Below are 16,585 nucleotides of genomic sequence, written 5' to 3' on the forward strand. Positions count from 1 at the left end.
CTGGCAGTCGGACCCAAGGCGATCTCGACCCTGCGCCGGAACAGGCTGCCCTGCCCGAGCAGAACGCCGCCTGGGAGGCCCGGATGCCGGAGGGCAGCGCCCCGGCTCGGACCATCGTGGCGGCGAAGCTTGCCACGCCGGGCTCGCGCGTCGACATCACGGTGACGGCGCTTCGGGCGTCGCGACCCTGATGCGGCGGGCCGGATCGGGGTAAGACCGGATCGGCGGCATGGACCATGCGACCGGGGCACCGCCGCCAACCAGCGGGCAAGGACCACGAGCGGCGATGTTCCTGAGTATCTTCGACGTCTTCAAGATCGGGATCGGCCCGTCGAGCTCGCACACGATGGGGCCGATGCTCGCGGCCGGCCACTTCGTCCAGGCACTGCGCGACCGGGCCGGGCGAGCCCCCGGGGCCGCCGCGCCCGCCCGGATCGAGGTGACCCTGCACGGCAGCCTCGCCTTCACCGGCAAGGGCCACGCCACCGACCGCGCGGTGATTCTCGGCCTCCTCGGCTTCCGTCCCGAGACCCTCGATCCGGATGAGGCCGAACGCCGGCTGGCCGCCCTGCGCGAGGACGGCCGGATGGACGTCCCGGACCTCGGCCCGGTCGCCTTCGACAGCGGGGCGGGGATCGTCTTCGATTACGGCGATCCGCTCCCGGGCCACGCCAACGGCCTGATCCTGCGCGCCTTCGATGCGGCGGGGTCCCCCTGCTTCGCCCGCACCTACTATTCCATCGGCGGCGGCTTCGTGCTGACCGAGGAGGAGATGGCCAAGGGCGAGATGCGCGCCGTCGATGCCTCCGTGCTCCGGCCCTATCCCTTCGCGAATGCCGCGGAGATGCTGGCGATGGGACATGGCTCAGCGCTCAGCATCGCCGCCATGAAGCGCGCCAACGAGACGGTCGACCGGACGGCCGACGACCTCGACGCCGGCCTCGACCGGATCTGGGCGGCGATGGACGCCTGCATCGACCGGGGGCTCGCCACCGAGGGCATCATGCCCGGGGGCCTCGGTGTCCGCCGCCGGGCGCCGGGCATCCACCGGATGCTGCTCGACGAGCGCCAGGCCAACCGCGTCCAGCCGCATGTGGCGAACGACTGGCTCTCGGTCTACGCCATGGCGGTGAACGAGGAGAATGCGGGGGGCGGGCGCGTCGTGACCGCCCCGACGAACGGCGCGGCTGGCGTCATTCCATCCGTGATCCGCTACTACCGCGACCATTGCCTCGGGGCCGACCATGCGGGCCTGCGCGACTTCCTCCTGACGGCGGCGGCCATCGGCGGCATCATCAAGGCGAATGCGTCGATCTCCGGCGCCGAAGTCGGCTGCCAGGGGGAGGTCGGATCGGCCGCCGCGATGGCCGCCGCGGGCCTGTGCGCCGCGCTGGGCGGCACCAACGCCCAGGTCGAGAACGCGGCCGAGATCGCGCTGGAGCACCATCTCGGCCTGACCTGCGACCCGATCCGGGGGCTCGTGCAGGTGCCCTGCATCGAGCGCAACGGCCTCGGGGCGATCAAGGCGGTCGCCGCGGCCTCCCTGGCGCTGCGGGGGGACGGCACGCACATCATGCCGCTGGACAACTGCATCGAGGCCATGAAGCAGACCGGCCGCGACATGAGCACCCGCTACAAGGAGACCTCGACCGGCGGCCTCGCCGTCAATCTCCCGGAGTGTTGAGAGACGAAGCTGACGCTCAGGCGCCGTGCACCATGGGCGCTTCGTTCGGCCCTTCGGTCTCGGAGGCTGTAGGGCGCATCGCGTTTGTCTGGCCCCGCAACGTCACCCCGGGAGACGCGGACGTGCGTCGATCACCCCGCGATCGGCGCGAAGCCTCGGGCCTCAATCGCCAGGATACTCGAGACCGATCACGCCGGGTGAAGGGGCCAGACAAACGCGATGAGGGGAATACCGACCACGATCACGATCAGCGAGAGCGGCAGCCCGAGCCGCGCGTAGTCCCCGAAACGGTAGCCGCCCGGGCCCATCACGAGGGTATTGCACTGGTGGCCGATCGGCGTGAGGAAGTCGCAGGCGGCACCGAGCGCTACGGCCATCAGGAACGGATCCAGGCTCAGCCCCAGCTTGGTCGCGAGTTTCGCCGCGATCGGGCCCATCACCAGAACGGTGGCGGCGTTGTTGAGGAACGGCGTGACCGCCATCGCCAGGATCAGGACCGCGCCGAGGGCCGTGATCGGCGAAAGACCCTGCACCAAGGCCGTGAGGTGGCCGGCGATGAGGTCGGCGCCGCCCGTGCTGCTGACGGTCTCGGAAATGGGGATCAGGGCCCCCAGGAGGACGAGCACCGGCCATTCGACCGCCTGGTAAGCCTCGTGCGGCGTCAGGCTCCGCAGAAGCAGCACGGCGACCACCGCACCGAAGAAGGCCACGGCGACGGGCACGACGTGGAGGGCGACGAGGCCCATCGCGAGGAACAGGATCGCGGCGGGCAGCCAACTCCGGTCGTTCCGGCCGAGGGCGATCTCCCGGGCGGCGAGCGGGAGCACCTTGAAGGCCCCGAGGGCCGAAGCCAGCGCGGCGGCGTGCCCGCGGACCACCACCACGTCCCCGGCCCGGAAACGGACGGCGGACAGGCTCTGCTCGATGCGGCGGCCGCGCCGGCTGACGGCGAGGATGCCCAGACCCGAGCTGTGCTCCAGATCGAGCTGCGCCGCGGTACGCCCGACGAGTTCGGACTCCGCCGTCACCACGCCCTCCATCACCACGGCCTCCGCCGCCGGCGCGGCGCCGGCCAGGGCCAATCCGGTGCGGGCCACGAAGCGCTCGAGGGCGTCCGGCTCGCCGTTGAGCAGCAGCACATCGTCGGCCTTGAGCCGGAAGTCCGGGCTGGCCGGGTAGCGCCGAAAGCGCTCGCGCAGGATGGTGGCGACGCTGACGTCGCCGTCGCCCTGAGCCTCCAGGAAGGCGACCGTGCGATCGACCGCCGGATGCTCCGGCAGGAGGCGCGCCTCCGTCGTGTAGCGCTCCAGCGTGAACGCCGCCTCCAGCGAGCGCGTGCCCCCATCCCGCCGGGGCAGCAGGCGCCATCCGAGGCACAGGAAGACGAAGCCCGCCGCGGCCACGCATAGACCCACGGGGGCATAGTCGAACATGCCGAAGGGCTTGCCGGTCAGGTCGGCGCGGACTTTCGAGACGATCACGTTCGGCGATGTGCCCACCAACGTGACGATGCCGCCGATGAGCGAGGCCGAGGCCATCGGCATGAGCAGAGCCGATGGTGCCGTCCCGCTGCGGCGCGCGACCTGCAGCGCGATCGGCATGAAGATGGCGAGCGCCCCGACGTTCTTCGTCACCATCGACAGGAGGAGGACCCCGGCCACGAGGATCGGCACTTGGCGGACCGGGCTGGTCATGTGCGGCATGAGCGGACGCATCAGGGTCTCGACCGCGCCGGAGCGCGCGATGGCGACCGAGAGAACGAGGGCGGATCCGACGATGATCACGATGTCATCGGAGAACCCCGAGAACGCCTTGTCGGCGGGCACGAGGCCCACCGCGATGCCGATGGCGAGGGCGGTCAGGGCCACGAGATCGTAGGGCAGGCGATCCCACACGAAGGCGGCCACCGTCACACCGATCAGGCCGAAAGCAAGCACTTGATCGACGGTCATCCAGAGACACCTGTTCGGTACGCCGCCGCGACGGCGCAGGCTGAGAGGGTTAGGCGTTGGAGCAAGCCGGGGAACGACAGGATCACCCCGCCGGGGACGGTGGCGCGGACGCGGTCGACCGCCGGCACCGCAATATCCCCCCCGGCCGACGGCAGATCCTTGAGGTGGTCGGGCAAAAGGTCATTCACGGCTTTTTGCAGAACCGCCACCAGACCCTGATGCCCCTGAGTGTCAATCTGGCGCGGCTTACCGGCGCGGACGGCACCGCCCTCGCGCGCTTCGCGGCGGTGGTGGCCCGGTCAAGCGGTCCGACGGTGGTGCACGATCCGATCCGGGCTTGGCTCGCCGCCGCGGGGGCCGACGCCGGGATTCTGGCGACCTTCGAGGCCACCCTCCGGACGCCGCCGCCGCTCGACCGGGCCTTGGCGGACCTGATGGGGCCTGAAACCGGCCTGATCGGCTTCATACTCTGCCTGATCGCCGCCCGCGAAACCGGGCCGCCGGGCTGGGCCTTTGCGGATTACGTCGCCTTGCATCGCGGCCTGCCCACCACGGCCGTGCGCGCTGCCGAGCGTCGGTATCGGGTCTGATCAGACGTCCGTCGACCCTTCCGTGAGCGCCTGCAGGGAAACCTGCAGGGCATCGTCATGCACGAGCAGGTGGCGCGAGATGTCGGCGAGGGTCAGCCAGCCCACCACCTTGCGATTCCCGTCGACGACCGGAAGGCGCCGAACGTAGTTCGTCCCCATGATGTCCAGGGCCACGCGGAGGGAATCGCCGGGAGCGCAGGACAGGACCGGGCGTGAGGCGACCTCCTGCACCGCGACGGCGGTGGGATCGCGCCCACGGGCGACGACCCGATAGAGCAGATCCCGATCCGTGACGATGCCGACGAGGTGATCGGCCGAGCCGACCGGCAGCGCCCCGACTTCGATTTCGCCCATCAGGATGGCCGCATCCTGCGCGCTCGCTTGCGGCTCTATGAACTCGACGTCGCGTGCCATCACGTCGGCGACGCGAAGCTGCTCGGCGGACAGGTTCGGCATTGCGCCCTCTGCAAGGTTGGGACCGGTGCGATAGAAGCCGTCATCGCCTCGACGATGGGTCGGTGATGGCGGCCGATGATCACCTCCCGATGATCACCTCCCCCGATGATCACGTCCTCAACGCCAGGACGACACCGCCCAGCGTCAACGCCAAGGCCAGCATTTGTCGCGGGCCCAAGGGCTCCCCGAGGAGCAGGGCCGCGGACAGGATGCCGATGAGCGGGACCAGCAGCATACTGGTGGACGCCGCCACGGGCGGCAACCGCCGAAGCGCCTCGAACCACGTGAGAAAGCAGGCCGCCATCGGGATCAGTGCGATGTAGGCGAACGCCCATGCGCTCGCGCCGCTGAGGGACGTGACGTCCGGCCTTTCGAGCGTGACGCCCAGGACCACCATCGGCAGACAGCCCAGTCCGACTTGCCAGGCGGTCAAGGCAAAGGGGGATACCGGCAGGGCGCGACTGTTGAGGACCGCCCCGAGCGCGAACAGGATCGCTGCGGCGAGCGCGAAGCCGACGCCGGGGAGCTTGTCCGTGCCGAGGGCGCCTCCATCGGCCCCGAGCAGGACACCGATCCCGGTGAGGCCGAGCGCGAGCGCCAAGAAGCCCCGCGGCGTCGGGCGATGGCCGCGCAACGCCCAGGCGAACACCGTCGCCCAGACCGGCATCGAATAGACCAACAGGGCTGCCTCGCCGACGTCGATCCAGCGCAGGCTCAGGCCCGAAAAACCCATCCACGCAAAGACGTTGGTGAAAGCTGCCACCGCCAGTCGAACGCGGGCCCCCCGGGGCACGGTGAGACGTTCGCCGCGCATGAGCGCCAGAGCGGCGAGCAACATCGCCGCCACCAGTCCCGCCATGCCCCGCCCGAACAGCGGGGGCCAGCTGTGCAGGACGACCTCATCGCCAGCCAGCCGAACCCCCAACCGAGCGCGGTGACGAGTAGCGCAGCAACGCCCAACGCGCGGTTCGTTTGTGCGGATGACATGGACGGCCGGCGTAGCCGATACCGTGCCCTTGTCGAGTCTCGGACCCGCCGATTTCCGTGGCCTTCGCAGCCCCGGCTCATCCCCGAGTCGCCTGCATCCGCAGGGCGAGGTTTCATCCTCGAAGCGGCCCTGCCGCTGTCCCGCGCACCCGGTCGTTCAGATCCGCGGAGCCGCATGACCGATCCAGCCGGGACCTCTGCCGGGCGCGCGACCGGCGTTCGCGGATCTGCGGCGCCGGCTTCGATTATCGATAAAACGTCCGGGATTGCGGGCGACATCGGTGTTGGCGACCCAGGCATCCGCATTTTTATTGACAATGTTCGATCGGTCGCGGACCATCCGGCCCAACAATGACACGGGAGGAAGGTGCAATGCGCAGAGCGGGCACCGGGATCGCGGCCCTGTTCGGCCGGAGCCTGATCGCGGCCGGGGCCGCCGCGGCGGCGGAGCCCGTTCAGATCACGATGTGGTCGAACTGGCCCGACGAGCCGGCCAAGAAGGAGTGGGTGGCCGCCCGCGTCCGCGACTTCGAGGCCGCGAACAGGCAGTGCGCGGTCAAGCTGAGCTTCATCCCGAAGGCCGACATCTACACGCAGGCCAAATCCGCCGTCCGCACCGGGCAGGCGCCCGACGTCTTCTACCTGGAGCCCGACCAGCCCGAGTTCCTGGCGGGCGGCTTCCTCGAACCGCTCGACGGCCATGTCGACTTGGCCAAGCTCGAGGACTGGGCCAAGCCGGCCTGGACTTCGAAAGGCAAGGTCTACGGCCTGCCCGTGGAGGCCTACACGGTCGAGCTGTACTACAACAAGGATCTGGTGAAGAAGGTCGGGGTCGAGGTGCCGCCCTCGTTCCAGCTCACGCAATCCGGCTTCGCGGATCTGGTCAGGAAGGGCGCCGCCGCCGGCATCACGCCCGTGTCGCAGGGCGTCGGCGACCGGCCGTTCCCCGGTGGGCTGCTGCTCTTCGAGTCTCTCCTGCGCAAGCTCGGCACGGAGGATTACGGGAAGCTCCTGAACGGGACGCTGTCCTTCAAGGACCCGCGCGTCCTGGAGGTGATGACTTGGTTCAAGGGGCTGGTGGAGGCCGGCGCCTATCCGAAGAGCTTCGCCACGCTGAAGCTCGGCGAGTCCCACTACTACTTCTACCAGAAGCCGGGGGCGCTGACCTTCCCGGATCCGAGCTGGTTCACGGGACGCGCCTTCGCGTCGCCCGAGAGCGGGGGCATGCCGGCGGATTTCCCTCTCGGGATCATGCAGTTCCCCGCCATGGATCAGGGCCAGTGCCCCAGCTGCAAGACCCTGGCGGTGGCCGGCAGCTTCGTGATGTACGCGCGCGGGAAGAACAAGGCCTGCGCGGGCGCGCTGCTCGACTCGATGGCCACGATCGGGAACGGCGACAAGTGGGTCGAGCAGGTCTCCCTGCAGACCGGCCTCAAATCCGATCCGGCGAAGATCAATTCGAGCCATGCCGCGTACTTTGCCGAGCTCAACGCCCGCAACAAGGGCGCCACGTACTTCTTCGGCACGCCGCTCATGTACTACCGGTCGAAGTGCGCCGAGACCTACACGCAGGTCATGAACAACGCCTTCCCGGCCGGCCTGATCGGCGTGAACGAGGCCGCCGACAAGATGGATTCAGCCTGCCGCAAGGGGAGCTGAGGCGGTGGCGGGCACGTCGGCCCTCGCGGCGAAGACGGAGCCGGCGGAGCGCGTCCCGGCCTCCGGTCGCGTGTCGGACCCGCGGCGGGCGTCCTGGCCCGTCCTGCTGGTCTTCCTCGCCCCCGCGCTCGTCGTCTATCTCGGCCTGACGGCCTATCCGGCCGTCCGGACGATCTACGACAGCCTGTTCACGATCGAGGGGGCGGAGCGCAGCTATGTCGGGCTCGCCAACTACCGCGACCTCCTCGGTGACGAGACGTTCTGGATCGCCGTCCGCAACACCTTCGTGTGGGCCTTCGTCGCCCCGATTCTGGACGTGGCGACGGGCCTCCTCCTGGCGCTCGCCCTCTATGCCGGGGTCCCGTTCGCCCGGTTCCTCCGGGTCGCGTGGTTCACGCCGGTCCTGCTCTCCTACGTCGTGGTCGCGATCCTCTGGATGTGGATCTACAACTACGACTGGGGGGTGGTGAACGAGGGGCTCCGGGCCGCCGGGCTCGGCACCCTGGCCCGCTCCTGGCTCGGCGATCCGAACACGGCCCTGGCGGCCCTGATCGTCACGCATGCCTGGAAGTGGGCGGGTTTCAACATGGTGGTCTGCCTGGCGGCGATCCACGCCCTGCCGTCCGAGGTGCTGGAGGCGGCCGAACTCGACAATTGCGGCTGGGCCGCGAAGCTGCGCCACGTCATCGTGCCGATGCTGCGGCCCACGCTGCTCAACCTCTACGTCCTCGCCTTCATTGGCAAGATGAAGGTCTTCGACCTCGTCTGGATCATGACCGGCGGGGGGCCGCTCTGGGCGACCGAGACGGTCTCGACCTACGTCTACAAACGCGCCTTCAACTGGAACACCTTCGATCTCGGCTACCCGTCGGCGATCGCGACGGTCTGGTTCGGCGTGGTCTGCGCCGCCGTCATCGTTCTCAACCGGATCTTCAAGACCCGCGATCGGCTGGAGTATTGACGTGAGCGTCGACGCGACCCTGCCTCCGGCCGCCGGGCGGGGCGGCTTCCTGGCGAGCCGGACCGCCCTCGCGGTCGTCATCGCCGCCTACACCGCCTACACGCTGGGGCCGTTCCTGTGGCTGGCCACCATGTCGGTGCGGACCACGGGCGAGATCTCGGCCGATCACTACGCGTGGCCCCGCCCGTTCCACTGGGAGCAGTTCCGGATCGCCTGGGTCGATTCCGACTTCGCCACCTATTTCTGGAACTCGACCGTGGTGGTCGTCGCCGCGGTCGCGGTGGTGACGCTGGTCGGCGCGGCCGCCGCCCACGCCCTGGCCCGTTACCGCTTCCGCGGCAACCGGATCCTCTACGGCATCCTGTTCTCGTCGATCATCTTCCCGCCGCAGATCACGCTGATCTCGCTCTATCAGATCCTGGTCGATTACGGCCTCTACAACAGCCTCCTCGGGCTGACGCTGGTCTACGTCTCGCTCCAGCTGCCGCTGACGGTCTACCTGCTGGAGGGATTCTTCGCCCGGATCCCGCAGGATCTCTTCGACGCCGCCAAGATGGACGGCTACGGCGACATCGAGATCTTCCGCCGCATCGTCCTGCCGATCGGCATGCCGGCGATCGCCACCACCCTGATCCTGAACTTCATCCAGCTCTGGAACGAGTTCCTGTTCGCGGTGGTGCTGATCACCGATCCGGACAAGCGCACCCTGCCGATCGGCATCCGGGCCTTCATGGGCGACCACTTCCAGGACATCGGCATGATCGCGGCCGGGGTCATGATCTCGGTCGTGCCCGTGATCGTCGCCTACGTCTTCTTCTCCGAGAAGCTGATCCGCGGCATGACCGCGGGCGCCGTCAAGTAAGGGGCCGCGATGGCCGTCGTTCAGCTCTCCAAGATCTGCAAGCGCTACGGCTCCGGCGGGCCGGTCGTGGTCGACAACGTCGACGTCACGATCGGGGACGGCGAGTTCATGGTGCTGCTCGGCCCGTCCGGGTGCGGCAAGTCCACGACCCTGCGCATGATCGCGGGCCTCGAGACCATCTCGTCCGGCACGCTCTCGATCAACGGGCGGACGATGAACGACGTGCCCGCCAAGGACCGCGACATCGCGATGGTGTTCCAGTCCTACGCGCTCTACCCGCACATGACGGTAGGCGAGAACCTCGCCTTCGGCCTCAAGCGCCGCCGGACCCCGCCCGCCGAGGTCAAGCGGCGTGTCGGCGAGACGGCGGCGATGCTGGGCCTCGTGCCCTGCCTCGACCGCAAGCCCCAGGCCCTGTCGGGCGGGCAGCGCCAGCGCGTCGCCCTGGGGCGCGCGATGGTGCGCGAGCCGATGGTGTTCCTGTTCGACGAGCCGCTGTCGAATCTCGACGCGGCCCTGCGCGTCAACACGCGCAACGAGCTGATCAAGCAGCATCACCGGCTCGCCTCCACGATGATCTACGTGACCCACGACCAGGTCGAGGCGATGACCATGGGGACGCGGATCTGCGTGATGAACGGCGGGCGCGTCGCCCAGGTCGGCAGGCCGCTCGACGTCTACTGGAACCCGGCCGACACCTTCGTGGCCCGCTTCCTCGGATCGCCGCCCATGAACCTGTTCACCGTGCCCCTTGCCGCCGGGGACCGGATCCGCACGCCCGCGATCGACACCGCGCTCACGCGCTGGGCGCCCGCCGCGCTGGCCCCGCTCACCGGCCAGGAGGTGGTGCTCGGCGTCCGGGCGGAGGACCTGCACCTCGCGGCGGCCTCCACCGGAAGCGCGGAGGCGGGCCGGATCCGCGGGCGGGTCTTCGCCGTCGAGCCGCTCGGCGCCGAGACGCTCCTCGCCGTCGAGACGGAGGGCGGAGCCGAATGCACGGCGCGCCTGCCGCGGGACACGCGGGCCGAGGTCGGCGCGGTCGTCGACCTGTTCTTCCGGCCCGACGCCGCCTTCCTGTTCGACGCGCGGACCACGGCGGCCATCCCCGCGCAGGTCAGATCCGCCGGCACCGGACCGGCCGGCGCCCCGGGGCGGGCCGGAGCGATCCCGTGAGCGCCGTCCGGCGGATCGGCCTGATCGGGGCCGGATGGGTCGCGCAGCACCATCTGGCGGGCTGGGCCGCCCTGAGGGGCCGCGCCGAGATCGTCGCGATCGCCGACCCGTCGGCCGAGCGGCGCGCGGCCCGCGCCCAGGCATTCCAGATCCCGCACACCTACGCAGACGCGGGCGCGATGCTGGATGCGGGCGGCCTCGACGCGATCGACATCGCGGCGCCCCGGGCGGCGCATGCCGCCCTCGTCCGCCTGGCGGCCGAGCGCGAGCTGCCGATCCTCTGCCAGAAGCCCCTGGCCCCGACCCTCGCGGAGGCGCAGGCGCTGGTCGCCGCCGTGGAGGGCCGGGCGCGCCTGATGGTGCACGAGAACTGGCGGTTCCGCGCCTACTACCGGGAGGCCGCGGCGTGGCTCCGCGCGGGGGCCATCGGGCGGCCCTTCGCGGCGCGGCTGGAACTCGTGACGAGCGGCACGCTCCCGGATGAGGCGGGCCTGTTTCCGGCCCTGGAACGCCAGCCGTTCATGCGCGACGAGGCCCGGATGCTCGTCGCCGAGGTCCTGATCCACCACCTCGACACGCTGCGCATGCTGCTCGGGCCGCTGCGGGTCACCGCCTGCGCGACCGGCCGGACCTGCCCGGACCTCGCGGGGGAGGATACGGCGCTGATCCAGCTTTCCGGCCCGGGCGGGGTCGCCGTGCAGGTGTTCGCGACCTTCGCGGCCCACGGTGCCCCACCCGCTTCCCCCGATCGCCTGGAGATCCTCGGCCCCGAGGGCGCGATCCGGCTCCAGGGGGCCGAACTGGCGATGACGGGACGGGAGACGCGGACCCGGACCTTCGACCTCGCCGCCACCTACGGAGAGTCCTACACGGCCGCGATCGCCCACTTCATCGACCGTCTGGACGACGGCGCCCCGTTCGAGACGGCGCCGGCCGATAATCTCGAGACCCTGCGGCTCGTGGAGGATTGCTACCGGCTGGCGGGCCGGGCGGAGGCGCGATGACCGGGGACGGAGCCCCGGATCTCGTCCCGCTCTTCCGGCCCGCGGGCATCGGCGCCATCGTGGCGCGCCTGGAGGAGGACATCATCTTCGGACGGCTCGCCCCCGGGGCGCGCCTGACCGAGGACGCCCTGATGGCGCGCTTCAGCACCTCCCGCCACTTCATTCGCCAAGCCCTCGTCGAGATGGAGCGTCGGGGCGTCGTGCGGCGGGAGCGGAACGTCGGGGCGACGGTCCGGTCCTACTCTGCCGAGGAAGTGCTTCAGATCTACGAAGTCCGCGAGATGCTGACGCGCCAGGCGATGCTGATGATCGCGCTGCCGGTCGAGCCCGAGCTGATCGCCCGGCTCGAGGCATTGCAGGCGGCCTACCGCGACACGGTGGAGAAGCGCGACCTGCGCGGCATCCATGAGGCGAACGATGCCTTCCACATCGCCCTGTTCGAGGCCTGCGGGAACCCGTACCTCGTGCGCACGCTCACCGACTACATGGGCCTGACCTTGCCGATGCGCGCCAAGAACTTGGCGGACGCCGATGGCCTCCGGGTCTCGATCGATCATCATCGGATCATGATCGACCTCTTGCGCGGGCGCGATCACTGGGCGCTCGCGCAACTCTGCGTCGATCACATGCAGGCCAGCAAGGCCGACTATCTCGCGCGCATCGCCACGGACGAGCGTGGCGGCGCGCGGACATCGACGGGCTCGTCACGCAAGGCTTCGTCGCGTGCGCTCATGCGACGAAAGCCATCGGCGCTGACCGAGACCGTGATGACCGACTCGGAACCGTTCTCGTCTTGCTACGAATGAGGGGGATAGACGGCCAATCAAGGCCCGACCGGCGAGATCACCCACGACACGACACGGGGCCACGTGCGTGAGGCTCCCCCATGAGGGAGGGGCCTTCGCCCTGATGGTCGCGTCGCCGGGGACAGAGGCAAAGCCTCCGCGCGCATCAGCCGGAACGTTGTCGCGGCAAAGTCCGTTCTTCTGGCCATCAGCCAGGAGCAACAACATGCGACGTGCAGGGTATGCATCGGCCATCGCCCTCGTAACGCTCATGAGCGTCGGTGCCGCGGAAGCGAAGGGTTGCATCAAGGGTGCGATCATCGGGGGCATCGCTGGCCACTATCTTGCCGAGCGCGGCGTCGTCGGCGCCGTTGCCGGATGCTTGGCGGGGCGGGCTCTGGCCAATCGGCAGGCGCGGCGCGAGATTGATTATGGCGCGCGCGTTCAGCCGCGCGGGACTGGCTATGGTCCGCCTCCTGGAAACCAGCGGCGCGGCTACGACTACTGATTTGAGCAACGGCGCGGCCGAACTACAGCACGCGGATACATCTGTCGCCCTTTTCTCACGCGCCTGAGATCAGGGCGGCACGATCGATAAGCCGATGGCCGACCGTCGATTGGCGGTCTTCTGCCCGTGAAGCGCGGGTTTCACCACCCCAGCCCCAGCTCGTCCGTGACCGCGTTGGCCTTTGCATCCTGCAGCCACATGATCAACTCGCCGATCGCCGCGATGGCATCGGCACGTAGCCGAGCGGCATCCGCTCTCTGTTCGTCGACTGCGACCGCGAAGGCGTCGGTGGCCAGCCGCGCTTGCGCGAGTGCGTGATCAAGCAGGGGCGTCGGCATGATCCGTCGACGGATCCCGGTGGATGCGTTCGCCGCCACCGCCGACGCGTGCTGGCCCATGCCGGCTGTCGCCGTGTCGATGGCGGCGATCCACGGCTGCAATCCGAGGCCGAGGGCCGCCGGCAGGCTGTCTGCGGTGAAGGAAGCCGCCATGATCCTGGCCGTTCATGTCTTCGACGATGAACTAGCGTCGAAGGCCGGTGCAGGCACGGCCGTAGCGCCGATGGAACGCGTCGCGCGCATGCCGACCCCGTCGAAGACCGGTTTCTGCGCAACGCCGTAGGGACGTCGGAGAGCTGACAGGCGCAGAGCGGAACGATCCGCGCAGCGATCAGAAATCCGCGCGACACAGCGCCCGGCTTCCGTACAATCCCCCGTCCGGCGCGAAGACCGGACGGGGGAGACGAGCGATGAATCGACGTGACATCCTGGCGGATACCGCTGCCCTGATCGCGACCACGGTCGTGGCGCAGGCCGACCGGTTGCCCCTGGGAGACCTGCCGGGCACGCGCTATCCCGATCCGCGGGTTGAGGCGATCGACAAGCGTTTCCGCTACAAGGTCGGCAACGCCGCCATCGAGCGCATCGCCACCGGCTTCCGGTGGGCGGAAGGCCCCGTCTACTTCCGGGACGGCGGTTACCTGTTGTGGAGCGACATCCCGAACAACCGGATCATGCGCTGGCTCGAGAACGGCCACGTCAGCGTCTACCGGGCAAACGCGAACTACGCGAACGGCAACACCCGCGACCGCCAGGGCCGGCTGATCACGTGCGAGCACGACACCCGCCGGGTGACCCGCACCGAGCCGGACGGGACGATCACGGTCCTGATCGACACGTTCGACGGCAAGCCGCTCAACGCGCCCAACGACGTGGTGGTGGCCTCCGACAACGCGATCTGGTTCACCGATCCGGGCTACGGCATCGACGGGAACTACGAAGGTCACAAGGCCAAGGCGGAACTGCCGACCCGGGTCTACCGCCTCGACCCCGCGACCGGACGGGCCCAGGTGGCGGCGGAGGGCATCGACCGGCCGAACGGCCTCGCCTTCTCGCCCGACGAGAAGACGCTCTACGTCGTCGATTCCGGCATCACCCATGACGGGCGATCCAATATCCGCGCCTTCACGGTCGCGGGCGACCGGCTCACCGGCGATCGCATCTTCGCGGAGGGCTTTGCCCCGGGCTTCACCGACGGGGTCCGCACCGACGTCGACGGCAATGTCTGGTGCTCCATGGGATGGGCTGACCCGAGCGAGGACGGCGTGCGCTGCTACGCGCCATCGGGCGACCTGATCGGCAAGATCCACCTGCCCGAGACCTGTGCCAATCTCTGTTTCGGCGGGCCGAAGCGGAACCGGCTGTTCATGGCGGCGAGCACCTCGATCTACGCGGTCTATGTCGAGACGCAGGGGGCGATGGTACCCTAGCGGGTCGCGGCCATCCCAGGGCGCTCGCCATGTGCGAACTCCGCCCCATTGTGCGGGGCGGACGCCATCAGCGGATGAGGCCGGCACGGCCGCATGGCCGCCCGTCGTCGTGATGGTCGTGACGACGCTGGCCGTCGTCGAAACGGCCTTGTCCGATGCGTTGAATCGGGGCTGGGGGTGACGTTCAGCACCGCGAAGGCGTCGGCGCCTGCCTGAAAGACGGGGATCCGGCCCCGGCGGCTTGTGGCCGGGCGTCGGAATCGCGCATAAGGGGCGCGATGAGTTCGGCGCAACGCCATAAAGCCTTCGGACCATGGACGGGGTGGTGGGCGACCGCCGCCCGCGCACTCGTGCTCGTCCTGGCCCTGGCGGTCTCGCTGCCGATGGCGGGCCTCGCCGAGGACCTCGCGTACCATCAGGGCCATCCGGGGAACGACCGGACCGAACTGGCCGTGGGGTCGGACCTGATCGCGGACTCGTCCCACAAGGCCGATCCGGGCGTCGCCTGCCACGTCCATTGCGGCTGCCACATTGCCATGCCCTGGGACGGTCTGATGGCCGCGCCGCCGGTGACGCTCACCCGGCCTTGCTACGCCCCGGTCGACGTGGCCCTTTCATCGATCTTTCCCGACCGCCTGCCGCGCCCGCCACGCGCCTGAGGTGACGCCGCGACGGCGCGCGTCCTGAATCCCGGGTCAAGCGCCCGGGACCGTACCCTCACGTCACCGCAACGGGACCGCCCCGGGGAGCCGCCACGGCTCCGGCGTCCCGACGAGCAGGCATCATGCGCATTCTCCTGACCGCGGCCCTCGTGGCCGCCGGCGTCCTCGTGGGCGCCGCCGTTCCCGCCGTGTCCCAGTTCGTCAGGGGCGTCCTCGCCTCGGCCGGGCTGCCGCCGACCGTCCCGACCTTCGCCGCCGGGCCCGGACCCGCGACGCCCGGGGAGCCCCGCCGCGACGCGGGCGACCGGCACGATCCCGGCCAAGCGACCCCTGCCAGGACCGCGGAACCCAAGATTTCTGAACCCAAGACCGCGGAACCCAAGACCGCGGCCCCCAAGACCGGCGACGGACACGCCCACGGCGAGCACGCGCATGCCGAGGCTGAGGCCGAGGAGGGTCACGTCACGATGACCGCCGAGCAGATCGAGGGGCAGGCCATCAAGGTGGCCAAGGCCGAGGGCGGCCTGCTGTCGCGGCACATCCTCGTGCCGGGCACGATCACGACGGACGCCGACCGGATCGCCCGCGTCCCGGCCCGGGTCGTCGGCACCGTGTCCGAGATGCGCAAGCGCCTCGGCGACGACGTCCGGAAGGGGGACGTCGTCGCCGTCCTCGACAGCCGCGAGGTCGCCGACGCCAAGAGCGAGTACCTCACCGCCCTGGTCCAGTCCGACCTGCAGAAGATCAACTTCGAGCGCCAGCAGCGGCTGCTCGCCTCCGCGGCGGCGTCCCAGGCGGCGTTCGACAACGCCAAGGCCACGTTCCAGGAGAACCAGCTCCGGGTCGACCTCGCCCGGCAGAAGCTCTCGGCGCTCGGCCTGAACGCCGCCGAGGTCGCCGCCGCGCAGAAGCGCGACGAGGCCACGCCCAACGCCTCGACGCTCCGCCAGTACGAGCTGCGGGCGCCCATCTCCGGCCGCATCGTCGAGCGCAAGGTCGACGTGGGCACCGCCGTCGGCAAGGAGGGCGACCCGGCCGACGTCTACACCGTGGCCGACCTCTCGACGGTGTGGATCGACCTCGCGGTGCCGACCTCCGACCTCGACGCGGTGCGGGAGGGGGCGCGGGTCACCGTCAACCGCGGCGGCCGCAGCGAGCAGGGCAAGGTCGTGTTCGTCAGCCCGCTTCTGAACGCCGAGACCCGCTCCGCCAGGGTCGTGGTCTCGCTGCCCAACGCCGACATGGCGTGGCGCCCGGGGACCTACGTCACGGCCGAGGTCGAGACCGAGATCGACCGGGTGCCGGTGCGGGTCGCCAAGGCGTCGCTCCAGACCGTCGCGGGCAAGCGCGTCGTCTTCGTCCGCACCGGCGAGGGATTCGAGAAGCGCCCGGTCGAGCTCGGGCGCTCGGACGACGACGCCTACGAGGTCGTGTCCGGCCTCAAGCCCGGCGAGGACATCGCCGTCGCCAACACCTTCCTCCTCAAGGCCGAGCTCGGAAAGAGCGAAGCCGACCACGACCATTGAGGAGGGCC

Annotated in this window: 18 protein-coding genes; 14 read left to right on the top strand and 4 right to left on the bottom strand. The window is 69.9% G+C overall.

Going from position 1 to position 16,585, the window contains the following annotated elements:
* Nucleotides 1-286: 286 nt before the first annotated feature.
* Complete coding sequence (locus tag AAHG09_RS13630; protein WP_342107835.1) at nucleotides 287-1,684, top strand: L-serine ammonia-lyase; 1,398 nt, start codon at nucleotides 287-289, stop codon at nucleotides 1,682-1,684.
* A gap of 188 nt (nucleotides 1,685-1,872) precedes the next feature.
* Here the strand turns inward: AAHG09_RS13630 and AAHG09_RS13635 are convergent, their stop codons facing one another.
* Nucleotides 1,873-3,636: an SLC13 family permease gene (locus tag AAHG09_RS13635; RefSeq protein ID WP_342107836.1), complete on the bottom strand. Its 1,764-nt coding sequence runs from the start codon at nucleotides 3,634-3,636 to the stop codon at nucleotides 1,873-1,875.
* Between the two features lie 218 nt (nucleotides 3,637-3,854).
* Here AAHG09_RS13635 and AAHG09_RS13640 point away from each other — a divergent pair, with 218 nt between their 5' ends.
* Complete coding sequence (locus AAHG09_RS13640) at nucleotides 3,855-4,226, top strand: hypothetical protein (protein WP_342107837.1); 372 nt, start codon at nucleotides 3,855-3,857, stop codon at nucleotides 4,224-4,226.
* Here the strand turns inward: AAHG09_RS13640 and AAHG09_RS13645 are convergent, their stop codons facing one another.
* Together AAHG09_RS13645 and AAHG09_RS13650 are read right to left on the bottom strand one after the other, a co-directional pair.
* Complete coding sequence (locus tag AAHG09_RS13645; protein ID WP_342107838.1) at nucleotides 4,227-4,682, bottom strand: CBS domain-containing protein; 456 nt, start codon at nucleotides 4,680-4,682, stop codon at nucleotides 4,227-4,229.
* A 109-nt stretch (nucleotides 4,683-4,791) separates the two neighbouring features.
* Entirely contained in the window at nucleotides 4,792-5,541 is a 750-nt protein-coding gene (locus AAHG09_RS13650) for a DMT family transporter (RefSeq protein WP_342107840.1), read from the bottom strand.
* 303 nt (nucleotides 5,542-5,844) lie between these two features.
* Here AAHG09_RS13650 and AAHG09_RS13655 point away from each other — a divergent pair, with 303 nt between their 5' ends.
* From AAHG09_RS13655 to AAHG09_RS13690, 8 genes are all read left to right on the top strand, one after another.
* Nucleotides 5,845-6,024, top strand: a complete 180-nt coding sequence (locus AAHG09_RS13655; protein ID WP_342107841.1) for a hypothetical protein — start codon at nucleotides 5,845-5,847, stop codon at nucleotides 6,022-6,024.
* A 17-nt stretch (nucleotides 6,025-6,041) separates the two neighbouring features.
* The gene (locus tag AAHG09_RS13660; protein ID WP_342107842.1) at nucleotides 6,042-7,328 is read left to right on the top strand and encodes an ABC transporter substrate-binding protein; all 1,287 of its coding nucleotides are present in this window, start codon (nucleotides 6,042-6,044) and stop codon (nucleotides 7,326-7,328) included.
* Nucleotides 7,329-7,332: 4 nt separating this feature from the next.
* Nucleotides 7,333-8,289, top strand: a complete 957-nt coding sequence (locus AAHG09_RS13665; RefSeq protein ID WP_342107843.1) for a carbohydrate ABC transporter permease — start codon at nucleotides 7,333-7,335, stop codon at nucleotides 8,287-8,289.
* Nucleotide 8,290: 1 nt separating this feature from the next.
* A complete protein-coding gene (locus tag AAHG09_RS13670; protein ID WP_342107844.1) occupies nucleotides 8,291-9,151 on the top strand; it encodes a carbohydrate ABC transporter permease in 861 nt (286 codons plus the stop codon).
* A 9-nt stretch (nucleotides 9,152-9,160) separates the two neighbouring features.
* On the top strand, nucleotides 9,161-10,324 hold the full coding sequence (locus AAHG09_RS13675) for an ABC transporter ATP-binding protein (RefSeq protein WP_342107846.1): 1,164 nt from the start codon (nucleotides 9,161-9,163) through the stop codon (nucleotides 10,322-10,324).
* Entirely contained in the window at nucleotides 10,321-11,328 is a 1,008-nt protein-coding gene (locus tag AAHG09_RS13680; protein ID WP_342107847.1) for a Gfo/Idh/MocA family protein, read from the top strand. Before AAHG09_RS13675 ends, AAHG09_RS13680 begins: the two co-directional genes overlap by 4 nt.
* The gene (locus AAHG09_RS13685) at nucleotides 11,325-12,134 is read left to right on the top strand and encodes a GntR family transcriptional regulator (RefSeq protein WP_342107848.1); all 810 of its coding nucleotides are present in this window, start codon (nucleotides 11,325-11,327) and stop codon (nucleotides 12,132-12,134) included. Before AAHG09_RS13680 ends, AAHG09_RS13685 begins: the two co-directional genes overlap by 4 nt.
* Before the next feature lie 205 nt (nucleotides 12,135-12,339).
* Nucleotides 12,340-12,621 (top strand): hypothetical protein, encoded by a 282-nt coding sequence (locus tag AAHG09_RS13690; protein ID WP_342107850.1) that lies wholly within the window; start codon nucleotides 12,340-12,342, stop codon nucleotides 12,619-12,621.
* A gap of 140 nt (nucleotides 12,622-12,761) precedes the next feature.
* Here the strand turns inward: AAHG09_RS13690 and AAHG09_RS13695 are convergent, their stop codons facing one another.
* Nucleotides 12,762-13,112 carry a hypothetical protein gene (locus tag AAHG09_RS13695; protein ID WP_342107853.1) on the bottom strand — a complete coding sequence of 117 codons (351 nt, stop codon included), beginning with the start codon at nucleotides 13,110-13,112 and terminating at the stop codon, nucleotides 12,762-12,764.
* On the opposite strand from AAHG09_RS13695, the gene AAHG09_RS13700 reads away from it, so the two are divergent.
* From AAHG09_RS13700 to AAHG09_RS13715, 4 genes are all read left to right on the top strand, one after another.
* Nucleotides 13,111-13,242 (top strand): hypothetical protein, encoded by a 132-nt coding sequence (locus tag AAHG09_RS13700; RefSeq protein ID WP_342107855.1) that lies wholly within the window; start codon nucleotides 13,111-13,113, stop codon nucleotides 13,240-13,242. The genes AAHG09_RS13695 and AAHG09_RS13700 overlap by 2 nt on opposite strands.
* 127 nt (nucleotides 13,243-13,369) lie before the next feature.
* On the top strand, nucleotides 13,370-14,389 hold the full coding sequence (locus AAHG09_RS13705) for an SMP-30/gluconolactonase/LRE family protein (RefSeq protein ID WP_342107856.1): 1,020 nt from the start codon (nucleotides 13,370-13,372) through the stop codon (nucleotides 14,387-14,389).
* 278 nt (nucleotides 14,390-14,667) lie between these two features.
* Nucleotides 14,668-15,048: a hypothetical protein gene (locus AAHG09_RS13710; RefSeq protein WP_342107858.1), complete on the top strand. Its 381-nt coding sequence runs from the start codon at nucleotides 14,668-14,670 to the stop codon at nucleotides 15,046-15,048.
* Between the two features lie 125 nt (nucleotides 15,049-15,173).
* Nucleotides 15,174-16,577 carry an efflux RND transporter periplasmic adaptor subunit gene (locus AAHG09_RS13715; protein ID WP_342107859.1) on the top strand — a complete coding sequence of 468 codons (1,404 nt, stop codon included), beginning with the start codon at nucleotides 15,174-15,176 and terminating at the stop codon, nucleotides 16,575-16,577.
* Nucleotides 16,578-16,585 lie beyond the last annotated feature (8 nt).

This window comes from Methylobacterium guangdongense (genome assembly GCF_038442355.1).
Taxonomy (GTDB): Bacteria; Pseudomonadota; Alphaproteobacteria; order Rhizobiales; family Beijerinckiaceae; genus Methylobacterium; species Methylobacterium guangdongense.

Excerpts from the sequence above, each read along its gene's own strand:
- AAHG09_RS13675 (WP_342107846.1), top strand. The coding sequence starts at position 9,161 with ATGGCCGTCGTTCAGCTCTCCAAGATCTGCAAGCGCTACGGCTCCGGC.
- AAHG09_RS13660 (WP_342107842.1), top strand. The coding sequence starts at position 6,042 with ATGCGCAGAGCGGGCACCGGGATCGCGGCCCTGTTCGGCCGGAGCCTG.
- AAHG09_RS13695 (WP_342107853.1), bottom strand. The coding sequence starts at position 13,112 with ATGGCGGCTTCCTTCACCGCAGACAGCCTGCCGGCGGCCCTCGGCCTC.
- AAHG09_RS13655 (WP_342107841.1), top strand. The coding sequence starts at position 5,845 with ATGACCGATCCAGCCGGGACCTCTGCCGGGCGCGCGACCGGCGTTCGC.
- AAHG09_RS13630 (WP_342107835.1), top strand. The coding sequence starts at position 287 with ATGTTCCTGAGTATCTTCGACGTCTTCAAGATCGGGATCGGCCCGTCG.
- AAHG09_RS13650 (WP_342107840.1), bottom strand. The coding sequence starts at position 5,541 with ATGGCGGGACTGGTGGCGGCGATGTTGCTCGCCGCTCTGGCGCTCATG.
- AAHG09_RS13640 (WP_342107837.1), top strand. The coding sequence starts at position 3,855 with ATGCCCCTGAGTGTCAATCTGGCGCGGCTTACCGGCGCGGACGGCACC.
- AAHG09_RS13635 (WP_342107836.1), bottom strand. The coding sequence starts at position 3,636 with ATGACCGTCGATCAAGTGCTTGCTTTCGGCCTGATCGGTGTGACGGTG.
- AAHG09_RS13710 (WP_342107858.1), top strand. The coding sequence starts at position 14,668 with ATGAGTTCGGCGCAACGCCATAAAGCCTTCGGACCATGGACGGGGTGG.
- AAHG09_RS13705 (WP_342107856.1), top strand. The coding sequence starts at position 13,370 with ATGAATCGACGTGACATCCTGGCGGATACCGCTGCCCTGATCGCGACC.
- AAHG09_RS13700 (WP_342107855.1), top strand. The coding sequence starts at position 13,111 with ATGATCCTGGCCGTTCATGTCTTCGACGATGAACTAGCGTCGAAGGCC.
- AAHG09_RS13645 (WP_342107838.1), bottom strand. The coding sequence starts at position 4,682 with ATGCCGAACCTGTCCGCCGAGCAGCTTCGCGTCGCCGACGTGATGGCA.
- AAHG09_RS13685 (WP_342107848.1), top strand. The coding sequence starts at position 11,325 with ATGACCGGGGACGGAGCCCCGGATCTCGTCCCGCTCTTCCGGCCCGCG.
- AAHG09_RS13690 (WP_342107850.1), top strand. The coding sequence starts at position 12,340 with ATGCGACGTGCAGGGTATGCATCGGCCATCGCCCTCGTAACGCTCATG.
- AAHG09_RS13715 (WP_342107859.1), top strand. The coding sequence starts at position 15,174 with ATGCGCATTCTCCTGACCGCGGCCCTCGTGGCCGCCGGCGTCCTCGTG.